At 43.9% G+C, this 13,345-nt stretch carries 14 protein-coding genes and 1 tRNA gene; 1 reads left to right on the forward strand and 14 read right to left on the reverse strand.

What is annotated here, in order from left to right:
• Window positions 1-85 precede the first annotated feature (85 nt).
• The 5 genes from argS to AAC006_RS02045 form a co-directional block, all read right to left on the reverse strand.
• Window positions 86-1,816 (reverse strand): arginine--tRNA ligase, encoded by a 1,731-nt coding sequence (gene argS, locus AAC006_RS02025; RefSeq protein ID WP_126871931.1) that lies wholly within the window; start codon window positions 1,814-1,816, stop codon window positions 86-88.
• A gap of 14 nt (window positions 1,817-1,830) precedes the next feature.
• Window positions 1,831-3,420 carry a peptide chain release factor 3 gene (gene prfC / locus AAC006_RS02030; RefSeq protein WP_013785014.1) on the reverse strand — a complete coding sequence of 530 codons (1,590 nt, stop codon included), beginning with the start codon at window positions 3,418-3,420 and terminating at the stop codon, window positions 1,831-1,833.
• A 162-nt stretch (window positions 3,421-3,582) separates the two neighbouring features.
• Window positions 3,583-3,843: a hypothetical protein gene (locus AAC006_RS02035; RefSeq protein ID WP_244360026.1), complete on the reverse strand. Its 261-nt coding sequence runs from the start codon at window positions 3,841-3,843 to the stop codon at window positions 3,583-3,585.
• A complete protein-coding gene (locus AAC006_RS02040; protein ID WP_244360023.1) occupies window positions 3,840-4,010 on the reverse strand; it encodes a hypothetical protein in 171 nt (56 codons plus the stop codon). The genes AAC006_RS02035 and AAC006_RS02040 overlap by 4 nt, the downstream gene beginning before the upstream one ends.
• A gap of 2 nt (window positions 4,011-4,012) precedes the next feature.
• Complete coding sequence (locus AAC006_RS02045; RefSeq protein ID WP_126871932.1) at window positions 4,013-4,852, reverse strand: type IV toxin-antitoxin system AbiEi family antitoxin; 840 nt, start codon at window positions 4,850-4,852, stop codon at window positions 4,013-4,015.
• A gap of 636 nt (window positions 4,853-5,488) precedes the next feature.
• Between AAC006_RS02045 and AAC006_RS02050 the strand changes: the two genes are divergently transcribed.
• Window positions 5,489-6,376, forward strand: a complete 888-nt coding sequence (locus AAC006_RS02050) for a LysR family transcriptional regulator (protein ID WP_126871933.1) — start codon at window positions 5,489-5,491, stop codon at window positions 6,374-6,376.
• A 62-nt stretch (window positions 6,377-6,438) separates the two neighbouring features.
• Here AAC006_RS02050 and AAC006_RS02055 read toward each other — a convergent pair whose 3' ends face one another.
• The 9 genes from AAC006_RS02055 to AAC006_RS02095 all read right to left on the reverse strand — a co-directional run bounded on the left by AAC006_RS02055 (window position 6,439) and on the right by AAC006_RS02095 (window position 13,343).
• Window positions 6,439-7,374, reverse strand: coding sequence for a DMT family transporter (locus tag AAC006_RS02055; RefSeq protein WP_126871934.1), 936 nt, complete (start codon window positions 7,372-7,374; stop codon window positions 6,439-6,441).
• 191 nt (window positions 7,375-7,565) lie between these two features.
• Window positions 7,566-7,865 (reverse strand): 2OG-Fe(II) oxygenase, encoded by a 300-nt coding sequence (locus AAC006_RS02060; RefSeq protein ID WP_126871935.1) that lies wholly within the window; start codon window positions 7,863-7,865, stop codon window positions 7,566-7,568.
• Between the two features lie 179 nt (window positions 7,866-8,044).
• Window positions 8,045-8,494, reverse strand: coding sequence for a ribosomal protein S18-alanine N-acetyltransferase (rimI, locus tag AAC006_RS02065; protein WP_126871936.1), 450 nt, complete (start codon window positions 8,492-8,494; stop codon window positions 8,045-8,047).
• A 23-nt stretch (window positions 8,495-8,517) separates the two neighbouring features.
• Complete coding sequence (locus AAC006_RS02070) at window positions 8,518-9,177, reverse strand: hypothetical protein (RefSeq protein ID WP_013785023.1); 660 nt, start codon at window positions 9,175-9,177, stop codon at window positions 8,518-8,520.
• A gap of 197 nt (window positions 9,178-9,374) precedes the next feature.
• A tRNA-Trp gene (locus AAC006_RS02075) sits at window positions 9,375-9,451 on the reverse strand.
• Window positions 9,452-9,566: 115 nt separating this feature from the next.
• Window positions 9,567-10,358, reverse strand: coding sequence for an LPS biosynthesis choline kinase (locus tag AAC006_RS02080; RefSeq protein ID WP_013785024.1), 792 nt, complete (start codon window positions 10,356-10,358; stop codon window positions 9,567-9,569).
• Window positions 10,315-10,959: a nicotinamide riboside transporter PnuC gene (pnuC, locus tag AAC006_RS02085; RefSeq protein WP_013785025.1), complete on the reverse strand. Its 645-nt coding sequence runs from the start codon at window positions 10,957-10,959 to the stop codon at window positions 10,315-10,317. The genes AAC006_RS02080 and pnuC overlap by 44 nt, the downstream gene beginning before the upstream one ends.
• Entirely contained in the window at window positions 10,956-11,234 is a 279-nt protein-coding gene (locus tag AAC006_RS02090) for a hypothetical protein (RefSeq protein ID WP_013785026.1), read from the reverse strand. Before AAC006_RS02090 ends, pnuC begins: the two co-directional genes overlap by 4 nt.
• Before the next feature lie 9 nt (window positions 11,235-11,243).
• Complete coding sequence (locus AAC006_RS02095) at window positions 11,244-13,343, reverse strand: TonB-dependent receptor (protein ID WP_126871937.1); 2,100 nt, start codon at window positions 13,341-13,343, stop codon at window positions 11,244-11,246.
• Between the last annotated feature and the right edge of the window lie 2 nt (window positions 13,344-13,345).

Consider the following 13,345-nt stretch of genomic DNA (forward strand, 5'->3'; position numbering starts at 1 on the left):
AGCTTTTTTAAGTAAAAACATAGGTATTGCATGCTGAATATGTGCATTCGCAAATATTCAGCCGATATCGCTTACGCTATCTGAATTACATTTTTTCCAATGTTTCGATACCAAGCAAGTTCAACCCTTGGCTTAACGTATTGGCAACTAGCGCTGATAAAGCAAGACGACTGTCTCTTACTTTCAAATCGATGCCGTCTTTTAACATTGGGCAGGCTTCGTAGAAGCTCATGAAGGCGCTAGCTAGTTCGTACAAGTATGTACACAACACATGTGGCGTGGCATCACGTGATACCAAGCCTACCACCTCTTCAAACTGCAATAACAGTACCGACAAAGCATGCTCTTGTTTTTCAACAATATTGATATCTACTGGCATGGTTTCAATAGCAACACCTGCTTTTCTGAATAAGCTTTTAACCCGCGTGTAAGCGTATTGCAAATACGGGGCAGTATTACCTTCGAAGCTCAACATGGTGTCCCAGTTAAACATATAGTCAGTGGTACGGTTTTTACTTAAATCGGCATATTTTACTGCGCCGATACCTACTTTACGGGCAACTTCGGCTAATTCATCTTCTGATAAGTCGTTGTCACGTTCGGCAATCAATTTACCTGCACGTTCTACTGCTTCATCTAATAATTCAACCAGTTTAACCGTACCGCCGGTACGGGTTTTAAACGGCTTACCATCACTGCCTAACATCATGCCAAATGGGCAGTGTTCATAGGTTTGTGCCTCTTCCATGAATCCCGCTTTACGACCTACTATTTCGGTTTGCTTGAAATGTAGCGCTTGGCGAGCATCAGTAAGAATAAGCGTTCTGTCGGCGTTTAACGTACCACTACGATAGCGCATGGCGGCCAAGTCTGTGGTGGCATATAAATATCCGCCACCGGATTTTTGTACAATATAAACCGCAGGATTGCCTTCTTTGTCGGCCAACTCAGGAATAAATACTACTTGAGCGCCTTGATCTTCTACTGCTATACCTTTTTCTTTTAACTCGCTTATCACGTTAGCTAAATCGTGGTTATAGGCAGACTCACCCATAATATCAGCACGGGTTAAGCTTACGTTTAATTTCTTATAAACGTCTTCAGAGTGTGCAATAGACACATCAATGAATTTTTCCCATAAGCTCAGGCACTTTTCATCACCGCCTTGAAGCTTAACCACGTATTCTCGGGCACGATCGGCAAAGCCTTCTTCGTCATCAAAACGCACTTTGGCTTCACGGTAAAAGTCTTCTAAATCGGATAACGCCGTTTCAGCCACTTCTTGTTCCAGTTTGTCTGACAAATGCGCCAACAACATACCAAACTGCGTCCCCCAATCACCCATGTGATTTTGGCGAATGACTTTATGACCTAAAAACTCCAACACTTTAACTACAGCGTCACCAATAATGGTGGTACGTAAGTGCCCTACGTGCATTTCTTTGGCTAGGTTTGGAGAAGAGTAATCGACCACTACGGTTTGCTCTGGCGATTTTGCTACACCAATACGTGGGTCGTGTAGCGCTAGCTCACACTGATTTGCCAGCCACTCGTTGTTCAAATGGACATTGATAAAACCAGGGCCAGCCACTTCTAGTTTACTGGCTACATCGTCAAGTTTTACAATCTCAACAATCTTTTCTGCAATATCGCGAGGCTTTTGTCTAAGTTGTTTCGCCAACGCCATTGCGCCATTGAATTGATATTCACCAAATTCAGGACGAACACTGCGCGATACTGGAATAGGTGCGTTTTCAACACCCATTGTTTCTAAAGCTTCACTAAATCGATTAATTAATAATGCATGTATATTCATAGTTGTTCTTTATCTTAATTTTCGCGCGTGTTTTTAAATTCGATGTCTGGAAAACGTTCTTGAGACAGCTGTAAGTTCACTCTAGTAGGTGCGATATAGGTAAGATTATCGCCACCATCTAGTGCAAGGTTTTGCTCACCCTTGCGGCGGAACTCATCCAGCTTTTTCTCGTCTTTACAGTACACCCATCGGGCTGTATTTACGTTAATGTGCTCGTACAACGCATCAACATTGTATTCTGCCTTCAAGCGGGCGACGACCACATCAAACTGAAGCACACCTACCGCACCTACAATTAGGTCATTATTGGCAAGTGGCCTAAATACCTGTACTGCACCTTCTTCAGAAAGCTGGATAAGGCCTTTTAACAATTGCTTCTGTTTTAGCGGATCTCGCAATCGAATGCGCTTAAATAATTCTGGTGCGAAGTTAGGAATACCACTGAAGCGATAGTTATCGCCTGAGGTGAAGGTATCGCCAATTCGAATGGTACCGTGGTTATGCAGGCCAATAATATCTCCCGCATACGCCTCTTCAAGCAAGGCTCTATCACCGGCCAAAAAGGTTAATGCATCAGAAATACGCACGTCTTTACCAAGTCGTGAGTGGCGCATTTTCATGCCCTTCTCGTACTTGCCAGACACAATACGGCAAAACGCGATACGGTCACGGTGCTTAGGATCCATGTTCGCCTGTATTTTGAATACAAAACCACTGAACTTGGTATCTGTCGATTCAACGGGGCTTTCGTCGGTCTCACGGCCTTGGGGCGCAGGTGCCCATTCAACCATGCCATCAAGCATATGATCGACACCAAAGTTACCCAATGCGGTACCGAAAAAGACTGGCGTAAGCTGGCCGTCTAAAAAGAGCTCTTTATCAAAGTCATTTGATGCACCGCGCACAAGCTCTAGCTCGTCACGTAAAGTTTCAGCTAGGTCGCTGCCAATGGCATCTTCAAGTTCAGGGTTATCTAGCCCTTTTAAGATACGAACTTCTTGAATAGTGTGCCCATGGCCACTTTGATACAAAATGGTTTCATCACGATAAAGGTGATAAACCCCTTTAAAGCTTTTACCGCAACCGATTGGCCAGGTAATAGGTGCGCAGAGAATATCGAGTTCGCTCTCAACTTCATCCATCACTTCTAGTGGATCGCGAATATCGCGGTCAAGCTTGTTCATAAAGGTCAGGATAGGTGTGTCACGTAAACGAGTGACTTCCATCAACTTACGGGTTCTATCCTCTACCCCTTTCGCGGCATCGATAACCATTAAGCAAGAATCTACTGCGGTAAGTGTACGGTAGGTATCTTCCGAGAAATCTTCGTGTCCAGGCGTATCAAGTAAGTTAACCAGATGATCGTTGTAAGGAAATTGCATTACAGAGGTAGTTACAGATATACCACGCTCTTTTTCCATCTCCATCCAATCTGATTTAGCATGTTGGCCAGACTTTTTACCTTTTACCGTACCTGCAGTTTGCAGTGCGTTTCCGAACAACAGTACTTTTTCAGTAATGGTGGTTTTACCCGCATCTGGATGCGAGATGATAGCGAACGTTCTTCGCTTATTGATTTCGTTAAGAAAATCGGCATTTGCCATGTATCTAAATTCCTATTTTGTACAACTATTTGTACAAAAAATAAAGTTAACTCTACGCCCTGATCATCAAGCAGATTGCCATAGCCTACACCCAGCAAAACCTTCCATCAAAGCATTGAAAAATTTGAGCGCTATTCTAGCAAAATAACTAAGTACTATAAATCAAACACTCAGTACTTCTTTAAGCTTATCTAATGCTAGCTTATGTTTTTCATCTGGCATTTGGGCCAGATTAATCTGTTTCCACTTAATGGCCGGAAGTTCACTTACATCGTCTAGATTAAGTAATCCCCAATTCGGCTCTCGGTTCTTAAACGATAATAAAAAACCTTTTTCACTATTGGTCAGCCCCTGGTGAATCAGCGCTACCAAACGCTCTCTCACGGCCACCAGCTCCTTAAGCGGTACATCCGTCTCGCTCATATTTGCAAATTCACCGGCATAAAGATCAACCGATAAGCGCGGAAACTCTCTGACAAAGAGATTGACGCCGTACCGCCTTTAAGCGCAAAGCATTCTTGCTTAGCGACAAATGGCAACACTTGCATCAATAACTGCACTTGCTTGTAATAAATACTGTTCCTATCCATAGCTAACTTTCGCTTTCCGTTGCCATATGTGACGGCACAGTGATCAAATAATCTGTATCCAGCTTTCCGCTTTTAGCCACAACACGCTTACCTGAACCTAAATCGTAGCTAGTTTCGCCTAGCTTCTTAAACCAAGGATAATTCTGACGTTTAGCCAACCAAAAAAACAAGCGTTTTACCTTTACACTTTTGCAAGCTTTTAAAAGTGTATCGAGTTTTCTGGGTGATAAATTCACTAGCCCCTGCATTATCTCATCAGCATGTTCAAAACTTACGGCATTGGGCAAATCCACCAGCAGTTCCAATAACGCTTTTTCAGGACATGAAAAATATACAGGGGGAAGTTCGGCGCCCCATTCATGCAGCCTGATAAAACTTTTATCTTTTGTCAGCCATTCTGGCCATAAGGTATTAGTACTATGCCCCTCACAGACAACGGGCAACGACAAACGCCCCAGCCATGATGGCAACTTGCCTTGTGCATATAGATGTATATGTGGCGTGCTGCCTAACGAAAGATACTGCGACAACCCCGACAAAGACAATGCCGACAATCCGCCGACGATGACTGAAGGTAGATTATCCGAGTGGTGCATATTCATACGCTGCATTGAGGCGACCACTCCTTCCCAGCTCAATGAGCGGGAATACTGGCTATATACGCCAGTAGCCAGTAATAATAAAGTTTCTGTTTTCACTGCGTTATCGATGGCATGGGTATTTAAGCCTTGTTCAGCCAGCCACTTTTTAGTAGCCAGCATGCCATAAGGTAGAAGTGCTTTAAGAGACTGTTTGTAAGCCCCTTTTGCTACATCATCATGTGAAGTAGTGCTATTAACCAAGCGGACAACCCTCTAGTTTACTATTAGCTTTACTTACGGCGCTAATCGCCGTAAAAAACAACATACATAAACTAACATAATAAATAGCGGTTTACTATTATTAACTTTTACGGCGTATAGCGCCGTAAATTAATCGAAATATAAACCGGTATCATTTGAAACAAAAGTGCTTTCAGTATTAACAATACCGATATCCAGCATTATTTACACTTTTAGCGCTCAGCTTGACGACAGCGGAGACAAGACATGCGAAGTATGAGCCATGTAGGCTGCATGGCGTAACAGCCACAATAATTGTCTTCAATCGCTTTTTACGCATCGCAAGACGTAATGCCCAGCCTGTGATAATTCATTGCGCGTGAAACCATTGAATTTTTGCTTTAACTAGGGCGTGTAGTGCAGATTGTTTTGGTTGTTAAAAACAGTAATAATACCAAAATACTTTTGTCGTTATTGATAATGTACTGTGTAAACTATGGTATTAATGACCGCGATGAGTAGGTGTTGATGAATACTCGGGCGCTTATAATCCAACCGTGGACTGGCAGGCCTCTTAACACGCCCTCTCGTATATTAGCCTTGAAAGCTTTAGTCTTTCAAACTTGAGCTTCTAAAATAGTAAATAGACTGAAACCTATGCCTGTTAATGCCAAAACCGAAGATATCGAAGCCTTTGTTGCTGTTGTAGATACTGGCAGCTTTTCTCGCGCATCTGAATTGCTCGGTCAGCAAGTGGCTAAAGTGTCTCGCGCTGTGGGACGTTTAGAAGGTGTACTTGATGTCACCCTACTCAATCGTACCACCCGCCGATTAGAGCTAACCGAAGAAGGGCTAGTCTATTTACAGTACGCCCGTGATAGTTTGAATTTGTTGGAAAGAGGCGAAGAAGCGCTACGTTTGCTAAATCAAAAGCCTCCTGGATTATTAAGAGTAGACGCTGCAAGCCCATTCGTTCTGCATCAGATAACCCCGTTGATTGGCGAGTTTCGCGAAGCGTACCCAGAAATAAAACTCGATATCACCAGTCACGACAATATTATAGATTTGCTTGAACACAAAACCGACATTGCCATTCGAATCGGTGACCTTAGCGATTCTAACCTACATGCAAAAACCTTGGGGCGAAGCGCGCTTCATATAGTGGCAAGTCCAGAATATCTCGCTAGCTCGAACGTTGATGTTGCGCTGTCTTCATTGGGCAAACATCGACTCATTGGGTTTTCCAGTAGCGCAAGCTTGAACCGATGGCCTTTATCAGAAGAGGTTAAACTCAACTTCGACTTAAAGGCATCTAGTGGGGAAACTATCAGGCAACTATGCTTGGCAGGCCAAGGCATTGCCCTGCTGTCGCACTTTATGGTGGCAAATGATTTAAAAAACGGAAAACTTATCAGCGTATTAGGCGAGCACTTACTTACGCCAAACAACCGAGAACCCGTACAAGCGGTGTACTACCGAAACAGTTCAGTATCCTCACGTATCTCGGCTTTCTTAGATTTTATACAACCACGCCTCACGCTATAGCGACTTCGTTCTAGTACAGGTATAACAGAGCACCAGCTTATTTGTTCGCCCTGTTTACCTATTTATTTAGTTTGCCCGGGCACCTTTGATATCAATTTTTTTAATGCCGACTTTGGCAACGCATTGAGGGTCAGCGCACAAAGCATAACGGTGGCGCCAACAATCACCATTGGCAGCAAAGTTTCACCGAGTAGAATCACCGAGCTGACGTAGCCAATAATAGGCGTTAATGTGCTAATAAGTACTATGCGTTCGGGAGGCAGTTTAGGCCCAGCAGAGACCATAAGACCAAAACCTAAGCCCGTGGCAATTGGCCCAATGTAAGATAGTGACAACCAGCCTCGCCAGCCGTATTCAGAAAAATTGGGGACACCCTCGATGACACACGCAACAGCTAGCATTACCACACCGGCCAACGCGAACTGCCAAAACACCGCATCAATAACACTGCCATGCCATTTGTGAAATGATACACGCCTTATAGACACTGCCCATAGCCCTGATGCTAACAGCATGCCAAACAAAGGTAACCAAGCTCCAGGCTGGCCAGATGCAAACAAGATCATAGCCACACCTAATGTGGATGTGCTGGTTAGTAATAATCGTTTTGCTGTAGGACGCTGTCGATACCACAAGGTATCAATGACTAACATCCACAATGGTGTGGTGTAAATTAGAATACTCGCCGTACCTGCTGGAATATATTGCAAACAAACCGTAATTAACCCCATAGAGCCAATAAACTGTACCACCGCTACCGTAAAGATAACCGCGCGGTCTGGGCGTGAAAAAGTAGGTAATCGTTTTTTGGTGATAAACACAAATAAGGCGATAACAGGTAACGCAAATAATAGCCTAAGTGCCACCATCCAATACGCACTTACGGAATCTAAGCCTAGTTTCATTGCTGGCCAACTTAAGCCTAAGCACAACACTGAAACAAACAGCATTTTAATGCCCTTGGCTTGAACGGACGGAGCTGGCAACGCAGAAGACATAGTAGATACCTGTAAAATGAAAAAGCATGGGCAGTTTCACAAAAAATAAGCACAGTAAGTGAAATTTTACTGAGGCGCGCAATATACGGGAATTACGTTGAACAAAAAATAAACCTTAACAACATAATTAGGTGCCTTATCGCGCATGAAGGCAAAAGCAACTAAAGCTATGGCTATGGCTATGGCTATGGCTATGGTAAAAGTATAGCTACCGACAAAAGCTTACGCTGTCCCTTTTGAATGGGCGTGACACTATGACTGTATAAATCGGGCCTGAAGAAATACACACGATTAAACAGGTTAAAGATAACCTTGTCGGCGCAGAACTGCCCACCTACTTTTGGCTGCTTTAATACCACATTGAACTTATAGTATTTTCCTTCGCTAACAGGGTCGTTATGTCTCATTACCCGAAGACCTTCAGGATAGGTCACCAGATTAATTGCAAACCGTTTGAACCGCACAATCTCACGATTGATAACCTTTGGCATTTATCCTCATTAGTTAGTTTTTAACAAAGTAAACATTGGGTGGTATTGTCTCAAAGAACAGGTGTGGAACGTAAGTATACGGGTAGATCGAGAAGGTATAACTTGTGCGATTATGTATTCAGTTTAGCGTGTTCTGTTTAGTATTTTTTGTTTAGCATGCTCGGTTTAGCATGCTCGGTTTAGAAAGAAGCCTTCATTATTTTGGCGTCTTCTTTGCCCTTTGCCGTTTGGTAATAGCCTTTTCTTACTTCGATATGTTCAAAACCAGCATTTTCGTAAAGGTTAATTGCCCCAACATTACTGGCTCGAACTTCTAACCACATGGACGATATTTTGTTTTGCTGAGCGTGTTGTTTTACATAGTCCACTAACGTCCGCCCAATCCCTTCTTGGCGGTAACGCTTGTCTACCGCAATATCCATTAAAGTAGCTTCATCAACCACTTCAAGTACTAGTGCGTAACCCACTACTTGATCTTCTTTTATGGCAAGGACACCGAAATAAGGAGCCGTTGTGCAATCAGCAAACGTGTCATAAGACCAAGGTTTGAATTGGGACGCTTCGTGAATACCGTAGGCTTGCGCTAATGCGCCAGCACTACTTGAATCTGAAACTAATTGGATATGCAAAATAGACAACCGAGTTAGGGAATTTAACGCGCTTCAGGCGAACTTGTATTGTTGGATAAAGCACAAAGCATTTTCCACAGCTGCTTTTGCATTCCCGCGTTAAGCAAGTGAGGCGCTGATGGTAAAACGATGCCATCGTGCGTTACTGCTACAGCTTGCCCTATCTTTACCTGAGTGCTGGTAAAGGAGAGTTGAAGATACGCTAGCGCAACATCTAAATCTTGTAGCCACTGTTTACCCTGTAATCGCTGCACCTGGGTTAATTCAACTATAGCAGGTGTGCTACTTGGAGCAGGATTGGATGAAAAGTTCGGCGAATGATTCGATGATGGAGTAGGCTCAGATTTAAACTGCCCTTGGCTTGCACTGCTAGCTATCGATTGCGGCGCCGATGACGGTGAACCACTGGCGTTCTGGCCAGCAGATTTAGTTTGGCCAGAGGCTTTGGGAGAATCTGATGATACCTGCGCACGAAGTTGTGCCAACCGACTTTGCTTTTCTTCATTAGAAGGCATAGCTGCAGAATGGTTATTAGTCGTTACAAAAGAAGCACTGGCAGAGCGCTTATTAGCAACATCAGCCGCAACTGAGTGCGAGTCTTCATCTTGCAGCGATGACTGGCTCACCCATACCGGGATCCCCATTTCTTGCAACACAGCACGCTGAAAAGTAGAAAGCGACATAAAATCCAACCTCGTTTAATTGCTTAACATTGTATATTAACGAGAACAAAAAAGGTAACGAGAATAAAAGGTAACGACAGTAGAAGTGGAAACCAGAATAAAAATGGCAGATACGGAATGATTAACTTGCTGAATTTAACTTAGCTTGAGAATAGCAAAAGATGATAAAGATGAATTTAAAAAACATGAAGGGAAAGTGGCAGGGGTGGAGGGACTCGAACCCCCAACCATCGGTTTTGGAGACCGCTGTTCTACCAATTCGAACTACACCCCTAGCGCGCTGTGCATTATACGGATGACATTAAAAAGGTAAAGCATTTTTCTACTACCTTATGCACTACCGCTTATTAAACAAACAAAGCGCTGTTAAAACAAACAAAAAGCGTACTTTAGCCAGCAGTTTGCTTGTTAGCCTCAAGGGCTGCCTGCCACAAATCGTTAGTCACGTTAACGATTTCCATGTGTAGCTGAACTTGCGATAAGACCTCACTTTCATCTTTACCGACTTCTTTTGCATAGGCGATGGCTAATGCCTGTGTTTGTATTTCGCTCATTGCGTTTATCTTTGCACACCCTGCTACATCGAAATAACGATTACCCATGGCGGAGTACTCCCAATCAACAATGAAAGGCGTGGAATCACGTACCACATGATGAGCAAGTAAGTCGTTGTGACACAGTACATAGTCGTCTGTGTTGCCTTCACTTTTCACTAAGCTTGCGCGAAGTTGAATCGCCTGGTCGAAAAGCGTATCTCCCTCTTTTAAACCAGCGGCATGCATGTAGTGCAACCAACGAGAAAATAAGTTGAGTGGTCTAGCGGTGATAGGCAGCCTATGCACACGGGCAAGTACTGATGCTAACGCTTCGGGTGAACGAATACTGGGATGAGGATCGGCTTCTTCTTCCCATTGCTCTACCCAAATTAATTCATCATCGCTTAACCAAACAGGCTCTGGTGCAATGCCTCGCTCTGCAAGTTGCTGTTGCAATACAAATTGATGGAATCTGTCGATGCCGCTGAAAGCATCTTCTCCCACCCATTTAACCGCAAACCCACGCGTACCGTCTTTCAAATGATATACCTGATTCACCAAGCCTGCAGGGTGACGTTCCACTGTGGCCGAATCAGATAAATTAAGTGCTTCTTTCAAAAGCGGAATGATAGTTTCCGGTTTCATCTTGCCTATTCCACTGCGCTTGCCATTGTAGATACCCAAAAATCGAGAATCCTACGTATCCAAGGAACAAGCATGCTGATAATGCCATCCCCACTTGAAAATATAAAAAGGCGGAGGCCAAATTAATAAAAAACCAGTAAATCCAATTTTGTAGAACTTTGTGTGCCACCATGAAAGTGGTAACTATACTTAACAGTTGGATACTCGCATCTAGCAATAAATGATCACTGTTAAATTGGGCGGTCACTAATTTAGACAATCCCCACGCACAGCATAACAGCACCGGGACTATCGTTAGATGTATCCACAGCGGCCATGAACGTACCGGCTTCTCGGTGCCCTCGTCTCCCCCTTTTGACCACTGATAATAACCATAGCCCGCCATTATCATATAGAAAAAATTCAGCATGGACTGAAACGGCAACGTCACCTGCCAAAACAGCCAGGTATAAATAGCCGTGCTGGCGAAGGCGCAAAGCCAACACCAGCTATTCTGTTTAGCCGCAAGCAACACATAGGCAATGGCAAGCACTACTGCTAGCCATTCCAATTTTGATGTAGCTGCTATCTGCGACAAAAACTCAGTAAAAAATGCACTCATGCTTCAGCTTTTCTGGCTTGCTTATTAGCCTGCATGGCATCGTAGTTTAGAAATTTCGCCACAAAAATAGCCTGCCCGACTTCTTCGTGAGTTCGCTGCATTTCCTTACCAAGAATAGTCATCACATGCCCGTAATCACCGGATACTTGCGTACTGGTGGAAGTCGTTAACACGCCAATATTGCCGTAGCTATTTAAGCGATCGATAAATTGCTGAATGGGCTCAATGTATTCCCCTACTAGTGGGTATAGCGATAGCTCAACCATGACTTGCATAGCGTACTCCTAGAATTCGTATTTAACGGTAACGCCGAACTGGCGGCCATTACCTAATTGATAGTAAGGTTCTGCAAACGCATACTCATCACGAGGATCGTTACTGAATCCACCAAAACCTCTGGTGTAATACTCATTGTCGAAGGCATTTTTAACCCACACGCTAGTTTGCCAATCATTGGAAAACCATACAATTTCACTGTTCACTAACGTGGTCGAAGGGGCCTCTACGTCATGCCCATCAGAAAAGCGATAACTGTCTTTAAAGTCGATATCAATACGCCAGAGCACATCATCAGTGATAGATAACTCACTAAATAAGTTAGCCGTATATTTAGGTGCTTGTGCTTGGCGCTGTTCTTCAATCACAGTGCCGTCGGTCAGCGTATAATCTTCAAAGGTAGCATCTAGGTAACCTAAACTCATGTTCATGGTCCAGTTTGCATCTACCAGCCAACTTAACTCTAGCTCAGCACCTTTGTTAGTGCCTATATCAGCGTTGTCTATAATGTCGATAAAATCAGGTGTGCCGTCTTCTCGAATTTGAACATCAAAATTACTCACTTGCGTATCGTCCCTATCCATATAGAAAAGGGCGGCTCGCATGGTAAGTTCTGATATTAGCAAAGGTCCTTTAACACCAAGCTCATAATTCCAGTTGTATTCTTCATCAAAGAATCGCTGATCATCTGATACTCGTTCGTCAGGGTTGTACCCTGCCCCTTTGTAACCGCGAGAAATACTGGCGTAGTAAAAGTGGTTCCGAGCGGTGTACTGCAATGCCACTTTCCCGCCTGTCATCGTAGTATCATGACTACTTTCAAGGCCATTGTTATCTGAGTAGTCAAAACCATAATTTTCTACACGTAACCCTGCCACTAACGTTAGGCTATTGGTAAGCGTAGATTCAGTTTGTAAATATACTGCTTTGGTGGTGGGTTCATACACACTGGTGAAATCACCTGATGCATAGGTGTACTGTCGTAACAAATCTTCTTCGCTTGTCTTATAAAAAGCGCCAAGCGTCCAAGCGGTCGCACCATCAAATAGCGCGGCATTGTCTGATGATACAAAGCGTACTTCTGCGGTTTGTGTGTCTACATCGCGGAAATACGCGTCGAATGAGGTATACCCGAAAGGGTGAAAACCTTCATAAGTCCAATCTTCGTCATATCCATAACCAATATTGTGTGATGCATGAGTGGCGATGAGAATAAAGTCACCGCCATTAGTCGAGGTAGTAGATTTCGCACTTACCGCATGAGTTTGATGGGTGTCAAAACCAGGCTCATCAGATAAGGTCTGATTATTATTGTCTAGAGAGAACGCATCATACCCATTGTCGATGTCATACCAACGATATGTCAGCGCCAAGGTACTTCTTTCGTCAATATTTACAGCAATACTGATGCGCGCGGCGGTTTCATCGAGATTATTGGTATCATCACGCTTTTGCTCAATGCCGTTGCTGTTAACCACGGTATTTTCTACAAAACCATCACTACGGTTATGCATTAGTGCGACGCGATATCCCCAGTCTTGGTTGATATCATCACCTGTAGCCACTTCCACCCGATAACTATCTTTGTTACCAGCTCTTAATTCAACATAGTCAGCGCCTTCTGAACCTACAGGCGTACTAGAAAGCTTCACTGCACCTGCTAGCGCGCCAGAACCAAATAAAGTGGCCTGTGGGCCTCGGTACACTTCTAGTTGCTGCGTATCAAAAATAAGTCCCGCTGCCGCTAGACCAGAGAAATCAAATTCGTCAACGATGAAACTAACAGAAGGGTTAATAGGCTCTACAAATTGACTACGTTCACCGATACCTCTTATTTGCACAAAGCGTCCACGTGAGGCGCCTGCGGCGAAATTCACGTTCGGCACACTGTTTAGCACACTATCAATATGGGTAGGCTGGCGACTGCTTAAGCGCTTGGCGCCCAAAATGGTCGCACTGGCACTTAGTTGGTCTAATACGGTTTCGCGAAAGTCTCCGCTAACGACAATACGTTCAACGTCTTCAAGTTGTGTTTCTTGATCATTGGTTTGCGCATTAGCACAAAGCGATGCAGCAATTAAAGAAAGACAAAATATTGGTTTTTGCATGG

This window comes from uncultured Alteromonas sp. (assembly GCF_963976965.1).
GTDB lineage: Bacteria > Pseudomonadota > Gammaproteobacteria > Enterobacterales > Alteromonadaceae > Alteromonas > Alteromonas naphthalenivorans.